We start from the raw sequence: 21,360 nt of genomic DNA, 5'->3' as shown, positions 1-21,360 counted from the left end.
AGGAACCGGACCGACATGGACCAGACCGATCTCTATATCGACGGCGCGTGGCGCCCGGGCGCGAAGGGCACCCGCTTCGATGTGATCAACCCCGCGACCGAGGACGTGCTCGCCTCCGTCGCCTCCGCCGAGATCGAAGACGCGGATGCCGCCCTCGATGCCGCGCAGAAAGCCTTCGTCGACTGGGCCGCACGCACGCCCCGCGAACGCTCGGAAATCCTGCGCAAGGCGTTCGAGCTGATGACCGAACGGCTCGATCACTTTGCGCATCTCATTACGCTGGAAAACGGCAAGGCTGGGACCGACGCGATGGGCGAAGCCCGCTACGCCGCAGAATTCTTCCGCTGGTTCGCCGAGGAAGCCGTGCGCGCAGACGGCATGATCACCCGCGCCCCGGCCTCCGGCGCGCGGATCGTGGTGCAACACAAGCCGGCGGGCATCGCGGTGCTGGTGACGCCCTGGAACTACCCGGCCGCGATGGGCACCCGCAAGATCGCGCCCGCGCTCGCCGCTGGCTGCCCTGTCATCATCAAACCCGCCTCCGAGACGCCGCTGACGATGCTCGCGCTGATGCCGCTGTTGGAAGAGGCAGGCGTGCCCAAGGGCCTCGTGAACGTGCTGCCGTCTGAGAACTCCGCAGAGATCGTCGATCACATGCTGCACGATCCGCGGGTGCGGGTCGTCAGCTTCACCGGCTCGACCGGGGTCGGTCGGAAGCTTCTGCGCTCCGCCGCCGATCAGGTACTGAAACCGGCAATGGAGCTGGGCGGCAACGCGCCGCTGATCGTCTTCGAGGATGCCGATATCGACGTCGCCGTCGAGGGCGCGATGCTGGCCAAGATGCGCAACCTCGGCGAAGCCTGCACCGCCGCGAACCGGTTCTATGTGCACGAGGCGGTGGCCGAGGAATTCACCGCGAAGATGACCGCGGCGATGGGCGCGCTGAAGGTGGGCAACGGCGTCGAGAAGGATGTCGATGTCGGCCCGCTGGTCAACGCCAAGACCCGCGACAAGGTGGCGAGCTTCGTAACCGACGCGCTGGAGCGTGGCGCCGAGCTGAAACTGGGTGGCAAGGTCCCGAACGGGCCGGGCTATTTCTACCCGCCGACCGTGCTGACGAAGGTGCCGCAGGATGCTGCATGCGTGCATGACGAGATCTTCGGCCCGGTTGCCGCGATCCAGACCTTCACCGACGAGGAGGACGTGATCGCGCGCGCAAACGACACCGAATACGGGCTGGTCGGCTATGTCTTCACGCAGGACATGGCGCGCGGGATGCGGGTCTGCGAGCGGCTCGATTACGGGATGGTCGGCCTCAATCGCGGTCTGGTCAGCGACCCGGCGGCACCCTTCGGGGGCTCCAAGCAATCGGGTCTGGGCCGCGAGGGCGGGCATGAAGGCATGCTCGAATTCATGGAAACGCAATACATTTCGGCCAGTTGGTGAGGAGGAAACCATGAGCTATGTCGCAAGCCCATCGGTGCGCAGCTATGCCGCCGAGCGTGGGGTGAACCTCGACCGCCTCGCACAGGAAACCGGACGCGAGACGCTCGCGCGCGAGGATGTGGATCGCAAGGCCGACGGGATGACCTCGTCGGCGCCAACTGCCTCGCCTGATGCTGCGCGCTACTGGGATGTCGATCATGCGGCCTTCGGGCCCGTCACCGAAGAACCGCTGTCGCGCATCGCCCGCGTGGCCGCCGACAACCTCTCGGCCGCGAATGCGTTGATCCCGCAGGTCACGCATCACGACAGCGCCGACATGCGCGCGGTCGAGGCGTTCCGCAAAGGCCTGCGCGACGAGGCGCGCGAACGTGGTACGCGCCTGACCGCCCTCGCTTTTCATGTGCGCGTCCTCGCGCGTTGCCTGCGGGAATTCCCTCGCTTCAACGCCTCGCTTGATGCCAGCGGGGAGACGCTGGTGCTGAAGGATTACGTCCATGTCGGGATCGCGGTCGACACGCCGAACGGGCTGATGGTCCCGGTGATCCGTGACGCCGACCGCAAGGGACTGTGGGAGATCGCGGCGGAGATCACCGACCTCTCGCGCAAGGCGCAGGGTCGCAAGCTGCGTCCCGAGGAGATGGGCGGGGCGTCGATGACGATCTCCAATCTTGGCGGGATCGGCGGCAGCGCCTTCACCCCGATCGTGAACCCGCCCGAAGTCGCGATCCTCGGGATCACCCGCAGTCAGGTCATGCCGGTCTGGGAGGGCGAATGGGTCCCGGTCCCGCTCTGCCCGCTCGATCTGAGTTATGACCACCGGGTCATCAACGGGGCGGATGCGGCACGTTTCCTGGCGCGCTATGCCGCCCTGCTCGCCGACCCGCGTCGGATGCTGATCTGAGTGCCGGATGGGGGACGAAATGCGCCGTCACGGACGGTCTCGCCGTGACGTGGCCCTCCCCGCGTCGGGCAACCGCTCGACCTCCGCCGAGCGGCGTTAGGTAAGGACCGACAGGTCGATGGACTGCGGCGTCAGTCAGCCCTCGGCGCCTCGGCCTCGCGCGCCTTCTCCAGCATGTCCGCAACCACCGGGTTCGGAAACCGGCGCTGCAGGGTCACGGCGTAGAAATCCTCGCCAATATCGAGATCGAAGGGCGCGGTCACCAGGAAGCCCTCGCGAAGCTCGTCGGCCAGAACCACCGCGGGCGTGATCGCAAGGCCTGCATCCTCCCGGGCCAGAAGGCGGATCATGGCCATGTCGTCGACTTCCGCCGCCACTTGCGGGCGCAGCCCGAGTCGCGTGATCAGACTGTCGAACCCGGTCCGGATCGAACTGTCGGTCGGCAGGATCACAGGCTCCTCGCGCAGCATCTCCTCAAGCGTGGCGTGCCGCAGCCGGTGCGGCGTGCCATGCAAGAGAACCTTCTGTTCTGCGACGCGATGCGCGATGAAGCTCGAGAACACGTCACGGGCGGGCGGCTCGGTCGTCAGAACCACGTCGAGCGCCATCGCCTGCAGCGCCTCGAACAGCACGTTCGCGCTGCCTGACCGCAGCACGATCTCCACATCCTGACGCCCGATGATCGGTGCGAGAAACCCGATCTGGAAGTTCCGCGAAAGCGTCGAGAGCGCCCCGATGCGCACCGCTTGACGCCCCGCCGAAGCCTGCCGCAACGTGGCTTCAAGTTCTTCGCCTGCCTCGAAAATACGCTCCGAATAGTCGAGCGTGATATGACCCACCTCAGTCAAAACCAATTGGCGACCGCGGCGCTCGAACAGCTGGTGCCCGATCCGCGCCTCTAATGTGCGGATCTGCGTCGAGAGCGCCGATTGCGAAACGTTCAAACGCTCCGCCGTGCGCGTCAGGTTTCCGTCCTTCGCAACCTCGTGGAAATAGCGCAGATGATGATAGTTCAGCTCCGACATCGTTCCATTAAACAGAACGATATGAGGCAAACAATGAATTTTTATTCAAGATGAACCACCGCTACCTCTCCCCGGAACGGAATGGAGGTTGCCATGTCCTATCTTCTACTGCTGCCCTCGGCGCTTTTGATCGCGGTCGGGACAAATCTGCTTCTTCGACCTGCGACACGGGCCGGGGCGCGCCTGCGTGGGCCGGAACTGGCCGCGGTGCTGGGGCTGCTCGCGACACTCATCGCGGCGGTGACGCTTGCGCTGTCAGGGCCTCAGACGAGCCCGCTCCTTGGCGCGGCGAGCATCGGGCTGTCGGCGCGCAGCGATATCGTCAGCATCTCGCTGGCGCTGACGGTCGGCTTCGTCGGCTGGGTGACGCTGCGCTTCTCGCGGGTCGCCCTCGATGGCGAGGCGCGGCAAAGCTGGTTCATGGGCTGGATGAGCCTGACACTCGCCTGTGTGCTGGCTCTGGTGGTGGCGGGCAACCTGTTCCAGCTGATGGTCGCCTGGGTCGCAGTCGGCACCGGCCTGCACCGGCTGTTGCTGTTCTATCCCGAACGGCCCGGCGCGCAGCGGGCGGCACGCAAGAAATCCCTGAGCGGGCTGATCGCAAGCGGCGCGCTTCTGATCGCGGTGAGCCTGCTCGCGTATGGTTTCGGCACCACCGACATCGCGCGTATCGCCGAGGCCGCGCGCGCCGGAAACGGGTCGTCCTCGCTCTGGATCGTGGCGGGCCTTCTCGGCCTCGCGGCGGTGTTCAAATCCGCGCTGATCCCGACCCATGGCTGGCTGACCGAGGTGATGGAGGCCCCGACCCCGGTCTCGGCGCTGATGCATGCGGGCGTGGTCAATGCCGGAGGGTTCCTGCTGATCCGCTTCGCGGACGTGATGCTGAGCGCGCCCGGCGTCCTCGCGGTGCTGGCGCTGATCGGCGGGCTTAGCGCATTGATCGCGGCGGCTGTGGCCACAACGCAATCGGCGGTGAAGACCTCGCTTGCCTGGTCCACCTGCGCGCAGATGAGTTTCATGGTGCTGCAATGCGGACTGGCGCTGTTCCCGCTGGCGCTTCTGCATATCGTGGCGCATTCGCTCTACAAGGCGCATGCCTTCCTGTCCTCCGGCAGCGCGGTCGCCGCAGTGGCGCAGCAGCACCGGCCCGGCCCTGTCGCGGTGCCGGGCGCCGGGGCGGTGCTGCGTGCTTTCGCGCTCTCGCTTGCGATCTATGGCGGGGCGCTCGCGCTCTCCGGGCTCTGGCACGAGCCGCCACAGGCGATCGCGCTCGGTGCCATCCTCGTCTTCGGTGTGGCCTACCTGATCGCGCAGGGGCTGGCGGAGGCCGCACCCTGGCCTCTGTTCTGGCGCACGACGCTGATGTCTCTGGGCGCGACCCTTGGCTATTTCGCGCTGCATTGGGGGGCGAATGCGCTCTCGGCGGGCGCCCTGCCGCCGCCGCCCGTCGCCGATCCACTGGTCTGGCTGGTGATGCTCCTGACCGTCGTGGGCTTCGGTCTCGCAGCATGGGCGCAGGCGACCTTCCCGCTCTGGGGCAGCCATCCGGCTGCGGCGGGGCTGCGGGTCCATCTGATGAACGGTCTCTATCTCAATGCGCTCACCGATCGGTTGATCGGGCAGACACCCCTAAAGAAAGGTTAAGGCAATGAGCTTCCACAGCTATCAGTTTCCCGACGCCACGCTGCAACTCTTTGCCGCCGCCGAAGATGCGTTGGCACAGATCCCGCCCGCCTTCGGCTTGGAGGCGACGGTCGCGGTGAACCCCTACCTCGGCCAGGCCGGAGAGAGCCGCGTTCAGGCCGCAACCCGGCTGGCGCGCGTGGCAGGCGCCCGGATCACCGCACCGCGCGAGGTGATCGCCGCGTGGCTCAAGGCCGGGCGCGTGACAAAACAGGACATCGCCACCGCCGCGGTCGGGGCCGGGCTCGAGCCCGATCAGGTGCAAAGGGCGCTTCATGACCCTTCGCCCGCCTATTGCCCTGATCCAACGCTGGTCGATCTGGCGGCGCGTGAAACCGGGCAGGATTGGCCCGCGCTGATCGCGGACCGGGTCGGCCTGTGGGCTGGCGGGCATTTCGACAAGGGCCAAGCGCTCTGGCCCGCACCGGGCGGATCGGCCTTCAAAGCGTGGCGGGCGTTCGCGCTGCGCGACCTGACGCCGGGCTTGCACGGACTGCGCGGCTTCTGCGCCTTCGCGGCGAGCCTGCCCACGGATCCACGCGCGGCCTTCGCGGAGCTGACGGGACGGCTTGGTCTGAGCACCGAGGCGCCACCGCTCTATCTGCACCGGCTCGCGATGAGCCTTGGCGGCTGGGCACAATATGTGCGCGGGCTCGGCTGGGCCGATGGGCTGAAGGGCGAACGCAACGCGCTGGGGTTCGAGATGTTGGTGATCCGGCTCGCGTGGGAGGTGGCGCTGCTCGACAGCTTCGGCGAGAAGCTATCCACACCCTGGGCGCAGGCACTGAAAGCTCATGCGGCGCCGCTGGAGCCGAGCCTCGATCTACGCATCGATCTGGCCCTGCAGGAGGCTGCCGATCAGGCCGAGGAGCGGGCGCTGGCCGAAAAGCTCCCCACCTCGGGAGGCAGGGCTGGCGCACCGACGCCGGACATTCAGGCGATCTTCTGCATCGACGTGCGCTCCGAGCCGTTCCGGCGGGCGCTGGAATCCGCTGATCCCGGGGTGCAGACACGTGGCTTCGCGGGGTTCTTCGGCCTGCCGATCGCACATCGCGGACTGGCCTCGGATCAGCGCGAGGCGCGCGCGCCGGTGCTGCTGGAGGCGGCGCTCAACTCGCAGGTCGCGGTGAGCGGCAAGGCCGATCAGGCGGAACGGATCACCCGGCGCGCGACCCGCGCCTGGGGCCGGTTCAAGCTGGCCGCGGTCTCGTCCTTCGCCTTCGTGGAGGCGGCCGGACCACTCTATCTGGGCAAGCTGTTCGGGTCGGCGATGGCGCAGGACGACGCCCCGTCCCCTGACCCCGTGCCCGCGCTCGACCTGCCCTCGGACGCGCGGATCGCACTCGCGGGCCGGGTGTTGCGGGCTATGTCGCTTACCTCCGGTTTCGCGCCAGTGGTGCTGATCGCGGGGCACGGTGCGCATGTCACAAACGCGCCGCATGCGAGCGCCCTGCAATGCGGGGCTTGCGGCGGCCATGCGGGCGATGTGAACGCGCGGCTTCTGGCCGAGCTGCTCAATGATCCGGTGGTGCGCAAGGGACTGTCGCGCAACGGCATCGCGATCCCGCCAGAGACGCGCTTTGTCGCAGGGCTGCATGACACGGTCAGCGATGCGCTGCAACTGTTCGACGAAGGGCTCGGCGCGGTGCCGCAGGCGCATCTGGTGCGACTGCAGGCGGCGCTCGCGAGGGCGGGCGAAATCGCGCGGACGGCGCGGGCGCAGGCCCTGCCCCGCGCGGAATCCGGGGCCGACCTGCCCCGGCGCGGCAAGGACTGGTCCGAGCTGCGCCCCGAATGGGGACTGGCCGGGTGCCGTGCCTTCATTGTGGCACCGCGGGAGCGCAGCCTGGGCTGTGATCTTGGCGGGCGAGCCTTCCTGCACGATTACCATTGGCGGCAGGATGAAGGCTTCGCGACGCTGGAACTGATCCTGACCGCCCCCGCAGTGGTCACCAGCTGGATCGCGCTTCAATATCACGGCTCGGCGACCGCGCCCGACGTGTTCGGGGCAGGCAACAAGCTTCTGCACAACGTGGTCGGCGGTATCGGCGTGTTTGAGGGCAATGGCGGCGATCTGCGGGTCGGCCTGCCGATGCAATCGCTTCATGACGGGGAACAGTTGCGCCATGATCCTGTGCGGCTCTCGGTCGTCGTCGCAGCCCCGACGGAGGCGATCTCCGGCGTGCTGGAGCGGCATCCGCAACTTAAAACCCTCTTCGACAATGGCTGGCTGTCGCTGCAGGCGATGGATGACGCGGGCCGGATCTGCGCGCGCTATGAACGGGGCGCATGGATCGCGAGAGATCAGCCGCCCGCGATCCGAGCCGCCTGAGCGCACATGTCGACGATCAAAGCGCGGCCCTGCCCCCTCGTTGCGGCGCAAGGGGCCGGGCCGCGCGATCGTCGGTCTGCGTTGCGCCGGCCGGTCCGCGTTCAGTAAAAGCCGATTTCCTTAACGTCGACGGAGGCCTCATAATCCTTGCCATAGGCAACCACGCCGATGGATTTGAGGTTCTTCGCGCGAGGTTCGGCCCGCAGCATTCCGCCCGACGGCGTGAACGCCGCGAAGGGCAGTTTCACCTCCGTCCAGCCCGCAGTGGCATGAAACCGCGCCTGATAATACTGCCAGGGTAAAAGCATCGCGCGGCTGCGCAGATGAACAAAGTAATCCTCGTCATTGCCGCGCATGACGATCCGCACACCGCGCGCGCCCTCTGGTGGCGCATCGAGTTTCATCTGCATCTGGATGAAACCACCACGGTTCTGCGTGCTGACCTTGCCGCTGAGGCGGGCGAAATGCGTGGCTCCCTCGCGCTCGAAGCTGACCTGTCCCGTCGAGACGCCGCCCATCACCGTATCGGTGAAGACACGCCAGCGGGTCTCTGGGTGGTTCGAAAAGGTCTCTGGGGGCATCGGTTCACCTCGGGCAGAAATCGTCGCGCCAAGCAGCATTGCGATCGGGAGCAGGGATTTGAGGGTCACGGGCATCCTCCAGCCTCAGGTTGCGGGGTCGAGAATGTCACGCGGCAAACGAAGCACGAGGGCGATCGCCGCCAATTTCAGCGCGCAGGGCACAAGCGCATAGCTGACATTGAGCGCGTCGAGCGCCCTCCGACTGTTCTCGCCATCGGGCTGGTAGCCGAAATACTGAAGCAGCGGCAGCACGGTCCCGGCGGCGATCGCCAGCGTCCCCTTGGCGCTGAAGTTCCAGATCCCGAAGGCCTGCCCCGCCTGAAGCCCCGCACGCGACAGGGCGGCGGCAAAGAGCGCCGAGAGGATCACCATATCCGCGCCAAGCGCGATGCCCGAGCCGATGCAGATCGCCGCGAAGGACAACGCGGCGCCCGGCGGCAGGCTGAATGCGCCGATGAAGCTCACGATAGCGAGGATCATAGCAGCCAAGAGTACCCGGCGGGCGCCGACACGCCGGGCGAGACGCCCCCAGACAGGCGCACTTGCACCGGCGGCGACGAAGAACAGGATGAGGAAAGGACCGGCCATGTCAGGCAGGCCGAGCCGATCTCCCACGAAGAACAGAAAAAGTGTCGATGTGACGGCCACGGGCAGGCTGTTGACGAAGGCCAGCAGCAGGAGCCAGCCCGCGCCGGACCCGATCAGCCCCCGCCAGTTCAGTCGCATCGACGCCACTTGCGTCTTGCGCCACAGCGGCCGCGCCAGCACGATCGCGATCAGAGCCAGACCCGCGATGAGCCAGCCGAACGCCACATAACCATCAGCCTGCGCGGAGACGTTCGCAAGCAAAGTCGGCGCAATCGCCCCGAGCGTCACCCCGAACAGAACACCCGTTTCGCGCCAACTCGCAAGGCTCAGCTGCGCCCGGGTCCGCCCCGTGCCCGCGAAGGCGGCGCTCTGGCCGTAGATTAGGATCGTCCCAAGGCTGTAGCCCGTAAACGCCACGACCAACCCACCGGTCAGCCAGAGCGCAGGGTGTCCCTCCGGTGGCAGTGAAAAAACCGCGACGCAGCCCGTCGCCAGTAGCCCCATCGCGAGCGCCGCGAAGCTAGAACGGTAACGCGTCCAGCGATCGGTCATCCACCCCAAGAGCGGGTCTTGCAGGAAGTCCACGATACGGATCAAAAGCAGGATCGCCCCGACCTGACTGAGCGACAGGTCCAGACGCGTGGCCGCGAAACTCGGCAGGTGGATATAAATCGGGATGCTTGCTGTGGCGAGCGCCATCGCGAGAAAGCCCACACGCCAATAATCCTTTGGCTGATCCACCGGCGTCGAACTCATCGGACGCGCCGCCCCGTGAGCCTTACAAAGAGCCGGACGATAACGGGGCGGAGCTTCAGAAAGACGCGATAGGTCAGTTCGAGGAGGGTCTTGACGAGCGGCCACCGTGCGATGCGCGCCAGACCACGCCAGCGCGGAAGATGCGACCAGAGTTCGGCGAAAGCGGCAGCCCCCGAGACGAGATGCCCATCCCCGGTTCGGACGTGGAAGCGAGCCAGCGCATCGTCCCGGCTCAGCCCGTCAGGCAGTTTCGCGCCCGGCTCGGAGAGATCGACAAACGCCAGCGCTTCCGCGCCCGGCGTCTCCTCATAGAGACCGATCTCCGCGCGACACAAAGGACACCCTCCGTCAAAGAAAACGGTCGCCTTGGAGGTTTTGTGCATCGCAGCATGGCGCACGCTATCACCCATCTTCAGTTTGGTTGATGAGTGTTACGCGATTTGACGATACGAGGATCTTTTGCCGGACGGAGCTTCTCCAAAATACCCCGGCGAGAGCGCTCGCCATTGATCGTATACACAACAGCGGTCAACGCGCCTCCTACTCCCAGCAAGCCGTCGTTGCTTCGGGTTGGCACGCAGTGCGAACAATGAGCATCGCTTTCGCCGTGCCGAGCCGAGCCGAGCCGAGCCGAGCCGTTTGACCGGAGCATTATTCTCAGTAACGGGCCAAACGCTTTCTTTGATCCGAAATACTTCAGAGCTGTCATTCGCTGCGTTAGGTGCAAAGGGCGGCTAAGGGCGGCCCGGTGGATCAGATCTCAACGGCCTCAGAGATCGCAAGCGTATCCTCCAATTCGACCCCCAAATATCGGACCGTGCTGTCCATCTTGGTATGGCCAAGCAGGAGCTGAACGGCGCGAAGGTTCCCCGTCTTCCGATAGATCTGCGCGACCTTGGTGCGGCGCATCGAGTGCGTGCCGTAGGAGCTGGGTTCGAGGCCGATGGAGGTCACCCAGTCACGACCCAGGCGGGCGTATTGCCGTGTTGAGATGTGAAGGCGGTCATGGAAACGCCTAGACCAAAGATACTCTGACCCAGTCATCATCGGGTCGTCGAGCCAATCCGCGAGCGAATTGCGGGTTCCCACAGTGATTTCGAACCGAACCGGCTTCCGTGTCTTGCTCTGGATGATCGAAGCTCGTTCTTTCACCTGCCCAGCGGCCAAGACGTCAGCGACCTTCAATGTCACGAAATCACATCCACGGAGCTTGCTGTCGATGGCGAGGTTGAAGAGCGCCAGGTCGCGCACCTTATCGGCGATCTCCAAACGCACGCGGATCGCCCAGACGTGCTTTGGAAGGAGCGGACGTTTCTGGCCGACGAGGCGGCCCTTGTTCCAGGCTTGGCGTTTGGCCGGATGGCAGGCAGGTTCATGGTAGGCATGGCGGTTCCTCCGATCCACCCAGCCCTACCGCAGCACCAACCCGGCGTTGGCATCCCAGTCTTACCTCTTCTCAGGTTGTCCTTAGATATTTTCCGCGCCGGGTGCGCCAATCGAACACAGAACTTGGCCCCCGATCATATCCCTACGCACGATACCGCAGGGCATCCACGAGCAGACGAAAAGCCGGCGAAGCATGGCGACGATTGGGATAGTAAAGGTGATACCCGGGCAACGGCGCCGTCACATCGCTCAGCACCTGTTCCAGCCGGCCCTCTTGCAGATCTTCCGCAACCATATCTGCGGGAAGCATGGCAAAGCCGAGCCCCTCGCGCGCCGCCTTGTGCATCAGCTCTGCGGTGTTGGAGATAACCGGGCCGGATACGCGCACTTGGGTCTCGCGATCTGCCGCCACGAAACGCCACGAATAGAGCGTCTCGGAACTCGGGAGGCGCAGGCAGATGCAGCGATTCTCAACGAGGCTTTCGGGCCGTTCGGGACGTCCATGCGCCGAGATGTGCTCGGGCGTCGCGACAACGGCCATTGGGATGTCGGGCGAGATGCGCACCGCTATCATGTCCTTCTCGACCTGCGCGCCAAGCCTCACGCCGGCGTCGAACCTGTCAGCGACCACATCGACCAGGCCGTAATCGACAATCACTTCGACCGTGATCTCGGGATAGTCAGAGAGCAGGCGCGCCAAAGCGGGGAGCACATAAGCCCGCGCTGCATGTTCGACGCTGGTGATACGGATATGGCCGCCGGGCCGGTCCCGGGTCTCGATCAGCTCGGTCAATCCCGTTTCAAGGTCCCGCAACATCGGTGCCATTCGCGCGACGAGGCGCTCTCCTGCAGCAGTGGGCGCGACCGAGCGCGTGGTGCGGGCCAACAGGCGCACGTCCAGCCGTTCCTCCAGCCTTCGCACGATCTGGCTCAGGGCGGATTGAGTAATCCCCAATTGTCGGGCGGCTTTGGTAAAGCTGCCAGCCTCGGCCACCATCACGAAGGCAGAGATATCCGCGATATCCTCTCGCCGCATTCATCACCTGATTTATAAGTCCATTAAGATTTTGCCATCTAATCACTTTGGGCGCCAGGCCGCATATTGTCTCCATCGAAAGGGCAAATGGCCCATCCCAAGGAGATTGAGACATGACTAAGATCAGCTTTGCGAACTCCAACAATCCCGACATCGAGATGTCGGCCATCCTCAACCTGCCCGAAGGGTTCGACGAGACCCGGAAGTATCCCGCAATCGTCGTGACGCATCCGGGCGGCGGTGTGAAGGAACAGACCGCGGGCACCTATGCGGCGGAGCTCGCCCGTGCGGGCTTCGTCACGATCGCCTATGACGCCTCCTATCAGGGCGAGAGCGGCGGCGGGGTGCGCCAGCTCGAGAACCCCTATATCCGCACCGAGGATGTGAGTGCGGTGATAGATCACCTGACCACGCTGCCTTTCATCGACACGGACCGGATCGGCGCTGCCGGTGTCTGTGCCGGAGCTGGCTACACCGCCAATGCCGCGATCAACGATCGCCGGATCAAGGCGGTCGGCACGGTCAGCGCCGTGAATATCGGCTCCATGCTGCGCAACGGCTGGGAAGGCGAGCAGCCCTCGGAGGCCGCGATGCCCTACATTGAGGCCGGCTCGGCGGCGCGCAGCTCGGATGCAGCTGGTAACCCGGTCGCGCAAATGCCGATGGCGCCGCTGAACGAGGAAGACGCTCCGAGCGAAGAACTGCGTCAGGCTTGGGAGTATTACCACACGCAACGTGCGCAATGTCCGACCGCACCGGGCTGGGGCACAGCGCGCAGCCTGACCCAGCTGATCACCTACGACGCTTTCAACATGGCGGAGACCTTCCTGACCCAGCCCCTGCAGATCGTGGCTGGCTCCGAGGCAGGCAGCAAATGGATGAGCGACGATCTCTTCGAGCGCGCCGCCAGCAGCGATAAGGCCTTCCATATCGTCGAGGGAGCGAACCACATGATGCTCTATGATGGTCAGCAATATGTGGCCGAGGCGGTCTCGGTTCTCGCGCCTTTCTTCAAGGAGCATTTGGCAGCGTGACGCAGTCACCGACCCCGCCCGGAAACCCGGGCGGGGTTTTTCTTTGGCATCAGAGGGATCCGTGCCAACCTGACGACAAAGAGGACAGGAGACGCCGATGCCCACAGGAATTCGCCCCCTCATCGCCCGCGATCCGCGCGAGGGCCACCGCGCGGCCACGCAGCTCGAACTGTTTTTCGATCTGGTCAGTGTGGTCGCCATTGCTTCGGTCACGGTGACGCTACACCACGCGATTTCCGAAGGGCACGGGCCGGAGATGCTGCTCAACTTCATCGCCCTGTTCGCGGTGATTTGGTGGGCCTGGATGAACTTCACATGGTTCGCCTCAGCCTTCGACAATGGCGATGCGCTGTTCATCCTGCTGACGATGGTGGTGATGAGCGGAGCCGCGGTCTTTGCCGGCGGGGTCGAGTCCATCACCACCTCGCTCGATTTCAGCTACGCGCTGGTCGGCTGGATCATCATGCGCATCGGAATGATCGCGCTGTGGCTGCGGGCCGCGCGATCAAACCCCGACTATCGGCGCTCGGCGGTGCGCTATGCCATCGGCATCGCGGTGGCTCAGGCGCTCTGGATCGCGCTTTATTTCGCAATGCCGCCCAACCACGCCGCCTTCCTTGCCGTGTTCGCCGCGATCTTTGTGGTGGAGCTGGCCGTTCCGGTCTGGGCCGAGCGCGCCCGCGAGACGCCTTGGCATCGCCACCACCTTATCGAACGTTACGGCCTGTTGAACATTATCGTTCTGGGCGAGGTCGTGGTCTCGATCTCGCTGATGTTCGGTCATCTCTATGAGGGCCAAGCCGAGGCGCCGCTGATCTTCGCCGCAGTCTCGGGGCTGGTGATCGTCTTCGCTCTGTGGTGGCTCTATTTCCTTGAAAGCGAAGACCATTTGGAAACGTCGGAATTTCGTCGCGCCATCGTCTGGGGCTACGGCCATGTTATCGTCTTTGCCGCCGGCGCGCTGGTCGCGGCAGGCTTGGGCGCGGTGATGGATGTCGTGACCCATCATTCCGAGATCGACGCATCCACCGCTTCAGGCTGGGTCGCAGGTCCCGTTGCACTTTACCTGTTCGGATTATGGTTCATCCGGGACAGGTTCCGCGAAGGTCTGCTGCGCCAGCACCTGCTCTTGGCCGGGACCGCTGTGGTCGCGATCCTCGCTTTCGCTGGCGCTCCGGTCTCGGTCACCGCCGTAGCGCTGGTCCTGTTGACCGCGATGCGAGCCGCAGGCACCGCTCGCGCAAGCGACTAAGCCGCTGTCTGAGTTAGAGGCTCCGTTGAACGCAACGTAGACTTTCGCGGCGCACCGCCCCGCACCGAGGACCGCTATGGGCCGGCTCAGGACATCAGTTATGGGCTCCTGGCAGCGGCTTATCAGACCTCGTGCAAGATCGCTTCACGCCATCTCTCGAAATACGCCTGCAAAGCATCGGCTTGGGCCGGGCGTGGATGAGGGCGAGCTTCGGGAGGCGCATTCTCCGGCAGCGCAAGCAAGGCCGCACCCACGGATGTTCCCGTCGCCGACTGCGCGACCCGAACGCCATCGGGCCGCAAGGCTGCGAGCATGTCGAGATAGGCCGGGTTCGATGCAAACGGCCCCTCGACGATCGCTGGACCGAGCGCACCGATCAGGTCGAGGCAGCTTTCCGTCATCATCGCGAGATAGAAGTCGATCGCGGCCATCCGTTCGGTCGGCGTTCTTGCCTCGCCGATCCATTTGAGCGCCTGCTCGGGGAAAGGTCCTGTCCCGGGCACCGCAGAGGGCAGGATCATCGTCCCTTGCGCGAGGATCTTGGCACAGGCCTGCGGAGTGGGCGTCGCGTCACTGCCTTCCCGCAGCAACTCGTATTCGCGCCCGCCCATGAAACGCGCGGAGGGCACCGGCGCATCCAGCGCATTGACGTTGATCAGCGTATCGCGCGCAGGATCAAGCGGCTTGCGTGCAGCCCCGATCGCCATCGCGATCACCCACGTTCCGGTGGACACGACGGAGAAAGGTTCCTCCGATCCGAGATAGGGCAGCAGCGACGCGTTGGAGTCGTGGATGCCGACCATGACGGGAGTCTTCGGGGCGATACCAGTCCGCTCTGCGAGTTCGTCGCGCAACGTGCCGAGCACCCTGCCCGGCTGCTGTGGCGGTGCGATCTTCTCGGCGATCCCGAGGCGCTGCGGCAGTTCGGAGAAGCGCGCCTCCCAAGGGCTCCACAGGTCCGTATGGCAGCCCAGCGACGTCACGTCCGTCGCGAGGTTCCCGGTCAACAGCAGACCCCAATATTGCGGATAGGTCACGATATGCGCGACCCGGTCATGCAGATCCGGCCATGTCGTGAATTGCCAATGGAGCTGCGCGCCGAGATTGAGCCCGACCGGAAGCCGCGGCGACCCGGTGCGCGCGAAATCCGGGCGCAGGCGGTCATATTCCGCGGCGCTGGCCTCCGGGCCATCGTGTTCGTAATCCAGCATCGGCACGGCAAGCTGGCGCTCCTCGTCCAGCAGCACCGCCGAGGCGCCATGGGTCGTCACCGAGATCGCGTCGACACCATGTTCGGCATGGAAGGCGCTGAGGTGCTCGAGAAAAAACGCCCAGTGCCCCTCGAGATCGAAATGCGGCCAGGGCGGCCCCGGCAGCACCCGGTTCGGGCGCGTGACGACGGCGATCTCTTCGAGGCTTCGGGCATCGACCAGCGCGAGTTTCGCATTGGTCTTGCCGACATCGATCACGGCGATATGGCGCGGCGCGGTCATTTCAGATGAAACACGGTCTCGAGCGGAACGGAAACCGGGGAATTATCCGGGTTCGTCGCCATGATATCGGCCATATGGGCCCACCATTTCTGCATCACCGGATGGTCCGGCAGACCGTCCATTCCGTGATCCTCACGCCGCCAGAGCACACCGAACAGCGAGTCCGTCTCGGGATCGAGATGGATCGAGTAATCCTCGACCCCGGCCTCTTTCAGCAACTGCACCAGCTCAGGCCAGATCTCATCATGGCGGCGGATATATTCCTCGCGGCAACCGGGGTTGAGCTGCATCCGAAAGGCGAATTTCTCCATTATTTCCTCCACTTCGCGATCAGGCGCGGCAGCGCGATGACCCCGATCAGAAGCGCCCCGGTGAAGATCGACATCACGATGCCCGGCACGTTCAGCAGGCCCAGCCCGAAGGTCACGAGCCCGAGCACGAAGGCCGCGATCACGACGCCCGGGATCGAACCCGCACCGCCGAGGATCGACACGCCACCCAGCACGACCATCGTGACCACCTCGAGCTCCATGCCCAAGGCGATGGACGGACGGGTCGAGCCCAGCCGTGCGGTGAGGCAGATCGCAGCCACCCCGGACATCAGCCCGGTCAGCAGGAACAGCGTCATCTTCACCCGTTGAACCCGGATACCCGAGAACAGGGCCGCCGTCGGGTTGTTGCCCACAGCATAGACCGCGCGGCCGAAATTCGTCTTGTGCAGCAGGATACCGAAGATCACCGCGAGCACGGCGAAGAGCGCGAACTCGAACGAGATCACCCAGAACACGTAGCCCTGCCCGAACCATTGGAAGGTTGCGGGATAGCCACGATAGGCGCCGTCGCCCAGCACGATATAAGAGATGCCGCGAAACAGACTCATCGTCCCGATGGTCACCACGATCGAAGGAAGCCCGAGCCGCGTGACGAGTGCGCCGTTGAACGCACCGCATAGCAGGCCCGTCCCCAGCCCGATCAACACCAGAACCGGCGTCCCCGCCCCCGCCGTCGCGGCGGCCCCCATCGCGGTCGAGGCCAGCGCGATGATCGAGGCGACCGAGAGGTCGATCTCGCCGGCGACGATCAATAGCGCCATCGCGAAGGCGATCATCGCCTTCTCGGTGAAGTTGAAGGTCGCGTCCGACAGGCTCCACGCGCTCAGGAAATAGGGCGAGGCGAAAGAGTTGAGGATGAAGATCGCGATGCCCACGATCAACAGCAAGCTCTCCCAACCCAGCAGGTTGCGGCGCAGCGGCGAGGTCAGCCGGTCGGGGATCGACCGCGAGGTGCCAGTGTCAGTCATGTCCGCATGGGGCTCATACAGGCTCATGGGTATGCTCCGCTTTCTTGAGGATGATGCGCCCCTTGGGCCGGTTCGACCGCGCGTTCAGCGCCACCGCGATGATGATCGCAGCGCCCGAGATCGCGAGCTGCCAGAAGGGCGAGATGTTCACGACCGGCAGCGCGTTCTTGATCACGCCGAGGAACAGCGCACCAAGCACAACGCCGCCGACAGAGCCCGCACCGCCCGCGATCGCCACGCCGCCGATGACGCAGGCCGCGACCACGTCGAGCTCGAACCCGTTCGCGATCTCGACATAGGCGACCGCGTAGCGCGCGACCCAGAGATAGCCGGTCATCCCCGCAAGCGCCCCCGACAGAACGAAGGCGAGGACCTGCGTCTTCCCCACGTCGATGCCGGTATAGACCGCGGCATGGGGGTTGCCGCCCACCGCGTAGAAGGCGCGCCCCAAGGGCGTGCGCGTCACCAGCAGGTAGACGCCCGTGACAGCGATAACGGCGATCCACGCCAGCAACTCGACCCCGAGGAAAGGGATGCGCGGGAACTGGGTGAAGCTGTCGCTCATCTCATGCGCGTTGACCCACGACCCGCCCGAGAGCAGGAAGATGATACCGCGAAACACCGTCATCGTGCCGAGCGTGACCACGATCGGCGGGATACCGACTTTCCACACCAGCGCCCCGTTGACCGCCCCGAGGAACGCGCCGACGATCAGCGCGAGCGCCAGCATCAGCACCATCGGAAAGCCCGGCATTGCCATGTTGAGAAGCGCGCAGATCATCCCCGTCAGGGCGAGGTTCGCGGCCACCGACAGGTCGATGCAGCGCGTCAGGATCACCGCGAATTGGCCAAGCGCCAGCATGATCAGGGGCGCGGTGTCGGTCGCGACGCTGAGCAGGTTCGAAGGGCGCACAAAGGCGGGGAAGCGCGCCGCGATCACGCCGCAGAGCGCGACGATGACAAGCCCGAGGATCGCCTCGCGCGGGATGTTGCGAATGTTCATTGTGCCGCCTCCATCGGCTCTTCGATCCCGGCGGCATGGCGCACCAGCACTTCCGGCGACAACTCGTCGCCTTCCAGTTCGGCCACGATCCGGCCCTCGCGCATCACGATGACACGGTCGGACATGCCGAGGATTTCGGGGATTTCCGAGCTGACCATGATCACGGCCAGTCCTTCGGCGGCGAGCTCCGCCATGAAGTCGTGCACCGCCGCCTTGGAGCCGATATCGATCCCCTTGGTCGGCTCGTCGAGGATGATCACCCGCGGCTGCGTCGCCAGCCATTTCGCGATGACCACCTTCTGCTGATTGCCGCCCGAGAGCGACCCCACGGTCGTATCCAGCGAGGCCGCGCGCAGATCGAGCCGTTCGCAATAGGTCCGGGCCAGCGCGAATTCTTCGGCCATCCGGGTGAAGCCGTGCCGCGACGTCTTGCCCAGCGAGGGTAGCGTGACGTTCTGGAAGATCGGCAATTCGGTGATCGCGCCCTGCTTGCCACGGTCTTCGGGCACATAGACGATGCCTTCGTCGATCGCGGCGGCGGGCGAGCGGATCACGCGCACATGATCGTCGATACGCACCGCGCCTTTCGACGGTTTGGTGATCCCGATCAGCGACTGCATGAATTCCGACCGGCCCGCGCCGACCAGCCCGTAGAAGCCGAGGATTTCGCCGCGTCGCAGGGTGAAATTAATGTCTTCGAATTCGGTCGGGTGCGAATAGCCCGCGACCGTCAGGACCGGCGCGCCGATGGACGGCGTGCGCTTGGGGAAGACTTGATCGACCGCGCGGCCCACCATCATCTTCACCAGATCGTCGTGGGTCACATCGGTGATCTTTCCCTCACCGACGAATTGCCCGTCGCGGAACACCGTATAGCGGTCAGCGACACGGAAGATTTCGTCGAACTTATGCGAAATGAATAGGATCGCCTTGCCCTGGCTTTTCAGCATATCGACCAGCTCGAACAGCTCCTCGATTTCCTTATGCGAGAGCGCGGCGGTCGGTTCGTCCATGATCACGACGCGCGCATCGACCGAGAGCGCACGGGCGATGGCCACGAGGTGGCGCGAGGCGATCCCGAGATCGGCGAGCTTCACCTCGGCGTCGATATCGGCCCCGATCGAGCGCAGGATCTCGGTGGCGCGCTTGCGCATCGCGGCCCAGTCGATCATCCCGAAACGTCCGCGCGGCGCGTGACCGATGAAGATGTTCTCGGCGACCGTCAGCTCTTCAAACAGCACGGTTTCCTGATGGATCGCGGTGACACCGGCGCGCGCGGCGGCATCGGCGTCGGGAAAGCGGGTCGGCGCACCATCGAGCAGGATCTCGCCCCCGTCGGGCTGGTAGATCCCGGTCAGGATCTTCACGATCGTCGATTTGCCAGCGCCGTTCTCGCCCACCAGCGCCGTGACCTCGCCGGCCCGGAGCGACAGGTTCACCCCATCGAGCGCCTTCACGCCGGGAAAGGTTTTCACGATGCCTTCAAGGTCGAGCACGCGGGCTCCGCCCGGGCTCTGATCTGTCTGTGTCATGATCAGCCTGAATTCATTGGGCCCACGCAGGGCCGGGTGTGTCGGGCAGGCGCGAGGCCCCGCGCCTGCCGCTCGTGCGGTTCAAAGATCAGAAGATGTCTTTGAACTGCTCGATGTTCGATTTGTCATAGACGAAGGGATCGGCCATCGCGCCCTCGGTATTGTCGTCGAGCGTCACTTCACCCAGACGACCCATCGGGATCTTCGCGCCGGGCTCCGCCTTCGCATTCCCCTTGGCGAGGTTGTAGGCGATCTCGGTCGCGGCATAGCCCAGATCGATCGGGTTCCAGATCGCAAAGCTCTTCGAGGCACCGTTCTCGACATAGGCCGCCATCTCCGAGGGCAGGCCCAGACCGGTCACATTGATCTCGCCGATCTTGCCCGCATCGGTCACGGCTTTGGCCGCCGCCACGATGCCCACCGAGGTCGGTGCGATGATCGCCTTGAGGTTCGGGTATTTCTCGATCAGGCCTTTCGCCTCGCGATAGGATTTATCGGCGAGGTCGTCGCCATAAACGGTCGCGACGAGGTTGATGTTGGGATAGTTGCCCATGTCGTCCTTCATCGCCGCGATCCAGTTGTTCTGGTTCGTCGCGGTCGAGCTGGCCGAAAGCACCGCGACATCGCCGCCATCGGGCATGTTGTCGGCGGCCATCTTGATAAGCATCTTGCCGATCAGCTCGGTCGAGGACGGGTTGAGCTGCATCTCGCGGCCACCGGCTGCGACACCGGAATCCCACGAGATCACGGTGATCCCGCGCTGCATCGCTTTCTTCAGCGTCGGCACGAGCGCGTCGGTGTCGTTCGCGGTCACTGCGATCGCGTCGACATTCTGCGCGATCAGCGAGTTGAGCACTTCGATCTGGCCTTCGGCGGTGGTGTCGGTCGGACCGGTGTAGATCACCTTCACGTCGCCCAGATCCTTCGCAGCCTCTTCCGCGCCCTTGTGAGCGGCCTCGAAGAAGCCGATGCCGAGCGCCTTGACGACGAGCGCGATCCGCATCTCCTTCGCCGACGCCGTGCCCGCCATCATGGCCAGCGCCACAGCAGCGGTGGTGACAAGTTTGGTCAGTTTCATTTCAGGTCTCCTCCCTGTTTTCCGACGCGGCCGGGGCTTCAGGCTCCGGCTTCTTGCTGCTTCGCGGCGGTCGGATGCGCCACGATCAGGTTGACGCCGGCAGCCTCAAGCATGGCTGCCGCACGATCGGTGATCTCGTCATCGGTGATGATGGTATGCGCCCGGTCGAGCGGGCACAGAACCAGAGACGAGCGTTTCTGGAATTTCGTCGAATCGACGAGCACGACCAGTTCATCGGCTTGTCCGATCAACTTGTGCTCGGCCTGGATCAGCAGCGGGTCCGCCTCCATCAGACCCAGCGGCCCCACGCCCTGCGCGCCCATGAACATCCGCTTGGCGTAGAAGTTACGCGTCACGTCATTCTCGAACGGGCTGAGGACGATATTCTGCTCGCGGTAGATGACACCGCCCGACAGCAGGATCGCGTTCTTCGAATTCTTCAGCAGGTGCTCCGCGATCGGGAAGCTGTTGGTGAAGATCTGCATCTGGCGCGTGGCCAGAGGGTGCACCATCTGGAAGGTGGTGGTGCCGCCATTGATGATGATCGGATCGCCATCGTCGCACAGCTCGACCGCCGCGCGGGCAATTGCTTGCTTCTGAGCGATCCTGAGCGTTTCGTTCAGCGTGAAGGGACGCCCGGCCAGCCCGGGGAACTTCGTGGGATTGAGGGCCTCTGCCCCGCCGCGCACACGACGCAGCTTTTTTGCCACGTGCAAAGACGCGATATCGCGCCGGATCGTCGCCTCCGACGCGCCGGTGAGCGCACACATGTCAGGCACCGTCACGACGGGCCTGTCCTGAACCGCAGACAGAATGATCCTGTGGCGTTCTTTCTCGTGCATCGAGTCCTCCCTCGTTTCGAAAGACTGCGCAGGGTTACGGGCATTGTCAATCATTTTCGATCATTAAAATCATAATGCAGCCGCAGCATGAT

At 64.7% G+C, this 21,360-nt stretch carries 18 protein-coding genes and 1 pseudogene; 6 read left to right on the top strand and 13 right to left on the bottom strand.

Going from position 1 to position 21,360, the window contains the following annotated elements:
* Positions 1–15 precede the first annotated feature (15 nt).
* Entirely contained in the window at positions 16–1,446 is a 1,431-nt protein-coding gene (locus tag AKL02_RS09015) for an NAD-dependent succinate-semialdehyde dehydrogenase (protein ID WP_083077826.1), read from the top strand.
* A 10-nt stretch (positions 1,447–1,456) separates the two neighbouring features.
* The gene (locus tag AKL02_RS09010) at positions 1,457–2,347 is read left to right on the top strand and encodes a 2-oxo acid dehydrogenase subunit E2 (protein WP_232621750.1); all 891 of its coding nucleotides are present in this window, start codon (positions 1,457–1,459) and stop codon (positions 2,345–2,347) included.
* Between the two features lie 131 nt (positions 2,348–2,478).
* Here AKL02_RS09010 and AKL02_RS09005 read toward each other — a convergent pair whose 3' ends face one another.
* Positions 2,479–3,372: a LysR family transcriptional regulator gene (locus AKL02_RS09005; protein ID WP_083077824.1), complete on the bottom strand. Its 894-nt coding sequence runs from the start codon at positions 3,370–3,372 to the stop codon at positions 2,479–2,481.
* Positions 3,373–3,465: 93 nt separating this feature from the next.
* Here AKL02_RS09005 and AKL02_RS09000 point away from each other — a divergent pair, with 93 nt between their 5' ends.
* Together AKL02_RS09000 and AKL02_RS08995 are read left to right on the top strand one after the other, a co-directional pair.
* Positions 3,466–5,016, top strand: coding sequence for a proton-conducting transporter transmembrane domain-containing protein (locus tag AKL02_RS09000; RefSeq protein WP_083077823.1), 1,551 nt, complete (start codon positions 3,466–3,468; stop codon positions 5,014–5,016).
* A gap of 4 nt (positions 5,017–5,020) precedes the next feature.
* Entirely contained in the window at positions 5,021–7,387 is a 2,367-nt protein-coding gene (locus AKL02_RS08995) for a YbcC family protein (protein ID WP_083077822.1), read from the top strand.
* A gap of 101 nt (positions 7,388–7,488) precedes the next feature.
* Here AKL02_RS08995 and AKL02_RS08990 read toward each other — a convergent pair whose 3' ends face one another.
* From AKL02_RS08990 to AKL02_RS08970, 5 genes and pseudogenes are all read right to left on the bottom strand, one after another.
* Positions 7,489–8,043, bottom strand: coding sequence for a CIA30 family protein (locus tag AKL02_RS08990; protein ID WP_198453277.1), 555 nt, complete (start codon positions 8,041–8,043; stop codon positions 7,489–7,491).
* A 9-nt stretch (positions 8,044–8,052) separates the two neighbouring features.
* The gene (locus tag AKL02_RS08985) at positions 8,053–9,312 is read right to left on the bottom strand and encodes an MFS transporter (protein WP_232621749.1); all 1,260 of its coding nucleotides are present in this window, start codon (positions 9,310–9,312) and stop codon (positions 8,053–8,055) included.
* Positions 9,309–9,647, bottom strand: coding sequence for a thiol-disulfide oxidoreductase DCC family protein (locus AKL02_RS08980; protein WP_232621748.1), 339 nt, complete (start codon positions 9,645–9,647; stop codon positions 9,309–9,311). Before AKL02_RS08980 ends, AKL02_RS08985 begins: the two co-directional genes overlap by 4 nt.
* 418 nt (positions 9,648–10,065) lie before the next feature.
* A pseudogene (locus AKL02_RS08975) lies at positions 10,066–10,697 on the bottom strand (tyrosine-type recombinase/integrase).
* A gap of 143 nt (positions 10,698–10,840) precedes the next feature.
* On the bottom strand, positions 10,841–11,734 hold the full coding sequence (locus AKL02_RS08970; protein WP_083077820.1) for a LysR family transcriptional regulator: 894 nt from the start codon (positions 11,732–11,734) through the stop codon (positions 10,841–10,843).
* 113 nt (positions 11,735–11,847) lie between these two features.
* Here AKL02_RS08970 and AKL02_RS08965 point away from each other — a divergent pair, with 113 nt between their 5' ends.
* Positions 11,848–12,768, top strand: a complete 921-nt coding sequence (locus tag AKL02_RS08965; protein ID WP_083077819.1) for an alpha/beta hydrolase — start codon at positions 11,848–11,850, stop codon at positions 12,766–12,768.
* A gap of 97 nt (positions 12,769–12,865) precedes the next feature.
* Positions 12,866–14,020 carry a low temperature requirement protein A gene (locus tag AKL02_RS08960; RefSeq protein WP_083077818.1) on the top strand — a complete coding sequence of 385 codons (1,155 nt, stop codon included), beginning with the start codon at positions 12,866–12,868 and terminating at the stop codon, positions 14,018–14,020.
* A gap of 122 nt (positions 14,021–14,142) precedes the next feature.
* Here the strand turns inward: AKL02_RS08960 and AKL02_RS08955 are convergent, their stop codons facing one another.
* From AKL02_RS08955 to AKL02_RS08925, 7 genes are all read right to left on the bottom strand, one after another.
* Positions 14,143–15,513 carry an FGGY-family carbohydrate kinase gene (locus tag AKL02_RS08955; protein WP_083077817.1) on the bottom strand — a complete coding sequence of 457 codons (1,371 nt, stop codon included), beginning with the start codon at positions 15,511–15,513 and terminating at the stop codon, positions 14,143–14,145.
* Entirely contained in the window at positions 15,510–15,824 is a 315-nt protein-coding gene (gene rhaM, locus AKL02_RS08950; protein ID WP_083077816.1) for an L-rhamnose mutarotase, read from the bottom strand. Before rhaM ends, AKL02_RS08955 begins: the two co-directional genes overlap by 4 nt.
* A complete protein-coding gene (locus AKL02_RS08945) occupies positions 15,824–16,840 on the bottom strand; it encodes an ABC transporter permease (RefSeq protein WP_408648131.1) in 1,017 nt (338 codons plus the stop codon). The genes rhaM and AKL02_RS08945 overlap by 1 nt, the downstream gene beginning before the upstream one ends.
* A complete protein-coding gene (locus AKL02_RS08940) occupies positions 16,827–17,816 on the bottom strand; it encodes an ABC transporter permease (RefSeq protein WP_083077815.1) in 990 nt (329 codons plus the stop codon). The genes AKL02_RS08945 and AKL02_RS08940 overlap by 14 nt, the downstream gene beginning before the upstream one ends.
* Entirely contained in the window at positions 17,813–19,348 is a 1,536-nt protein-coding gene (locus tag AKL02_RS08935) for a sugar ABC transporter ATP-binding protein (RefSeq protein ID WP_083077814.1), read from the bottom strand. Before AKL02_RS08935 ends, AKL02_RS08940 begins: the two co-directional genes overlap by 4 nt.
* 88 nt (positions 19,349–19,436) lie before the next feature.
* Positions 19,437–20,426 carry a rhamnose ABC transporter substrate-binding protein gene (rhaS, locus tag AKL02_RS08930; protein WP_152843906.1) on the bottom strand — a complete coding sequence of 330 codons (990 nt, stop codon included), beginning with the start codon at positions 20,424–20,426 and terminating at the stop codon, positions 19,437–19,439.
* A 38-nt stretch (positions 20,427–20,464) separates the two neighbouring features.
* On the bottom strand, positions 20,465–21,268 hold the full coding sequence (locus AKL02_RS08925; protein WP_083077813.1) for a DeoR/GlpR family DNA-binding transcription regulator: 804 nt from the start codon (positions 21,266–21,268) through the stop codon (positions 20,465–20,467).
* Positions 21,269–21,360: the final 92 nt, after the last annotated feature.

The organism is Thioclava electrotropha (genome assembly GCF_002085925.2).
Classification (GTDB): Bacteria; Pseudomonadota; Alphaproteobacteria; order Rhodobacterales; family Rhodobacteraceae; genus Thioclava; species Thioclava electrotropha.
The sequence above is the reverse complement of the archived record's forward strand: the minus strand, read 5'-3'. Positions and strand labels throughout refer to the sequence as shown.

What these genes read in the sequence shown, in the direction of transcription:
- AKL02_RS08935 (WP_083077814.1), bottom strand. Translation starts at nt 19,348, where the DNA reads ATGACACAGACAGATCAGAGCCCGGGCGGAGCCCGCGTGCTCGACCTT.
- AKL02_RS08985 (WP_232621749.1), bottom strand. Translation starts at nt 9,312, where the DNA reads ATGAGTTCGACGCCGGTGGATCAGCCAAAGGATTATTGGCGTGTGGGC.
- AKL02_RS08955 (WP_083077817.1), bottom strand. Translation starts at nt 15,513, where the DNA reads ATGACCGCGCCGCGCCATATCGCCGTGATCGATGTCGGCAAGACCAAT.
- AKL02_RS09000 (WP_083077823.1), top strand. Translation starts at nt 3,466, where the DNA reads ATGTCCTATCTTCTACTGCTGCCCTCGGCGCTTTTGATCGCGGTCGGG.
- AKL02_RS08965 (WP_083077819.1), top strand. Translation starts at nt 11,848, where the DNA reads ATGACTAAGATCAGCTTTGCGAACTCCAACAATCCCGACATCGAGATG.
- AKL02_RS09010 (WP_232621750.1), top strand. Translation starts at nt 1,457, where the DNA reads ATGAGCTATGTCGCAAGCCCATCGGTGCGCAGCTATGCCGCCGAGCGT.
- AKL02_RS08925 (WP_083077813.1), bottom strand. Translation starts at nt 21,268, where the DNA reads ATGCACGAGAAAGAACGCCACAGGATCATTCTGTCTGCGGTTCAGGAC.
- rhaS (WP_152843906.1), bottom strand. Translation starts at nt 20,426, where the DNA reads ATGAAACTGACCAAACTTGTCACCACCGCTGCTGTGGCGCTGGCCATG.
- AKL02_RS08970 (WP_083077820.1), bottom strand. Translation starts at nt 11,734, where the DNA reads ATGCGGCGAGAGGATATCGCGGATATCTCTGCCTTCGTGATGGTGGCC.
- AKL02_RS09015 (WP_083077826.1), top strand. Translation starts at nt 16, where the DNA reads ATGGACCAGACCGATCTCTATATCGACGGCGCGTGGCGCCCGGGCGCG.
- AKL02_RS08945 (WP_408648131.1), bottom strand. Translation starts at nt 16,840, where the DNA reads ATGAGCCTGTATGAGCCCCATGCGGACATGACTGACACTGGCACCTCG.
- rhaM (WP_083077816.1), bottom strand. Translation starts at nt 15,824, where the DNA reads ATGGAGAAATTCGCCTTTCGGATGCAGCTCAACCCCGGTTGCCGCGAG.
- AKL02_RS08960 (WP_083077818.1), top strand. Translation starts at nt 12,866, where the DNA reads ATGCCCACAGGAATTCGCCCCCTCATCGCCCGCGATCCGCGCGAGGGC.
- AKL02_RS08995 (WP_083077822.1), top strand. Translation starts at nt 5,021, where the DNA reads ATGAGCTTCCACAGCTATCAGTTTCCCGACGCCACGCTGCAACTCTTT.
- AKL02_RS09005 (WP_083077824.1), bottom strand. Translation starts at nt 3,372, where the DNA reads ATGTCGGAGCTGAACTATCATCATCTGCGCTATTTCCACGAGGTTGCG.
- AKL02_RS08990 (WP_198453277.1), bottom strand. Translation starts at nt 8,043, where the DNA reads ATGCCCGTGACCCTCAAATCCCTGCTCCCGATCGCAATGCTGCTTGGC.
- AKL02_RS08940 (WP_083077815.1), bottom strand. Translation starts at nt 17,816, where the DNA reads ATGAACATTCGCAACATCCCGCGCGAGGCGATCCTCGGGCTTGTCATC.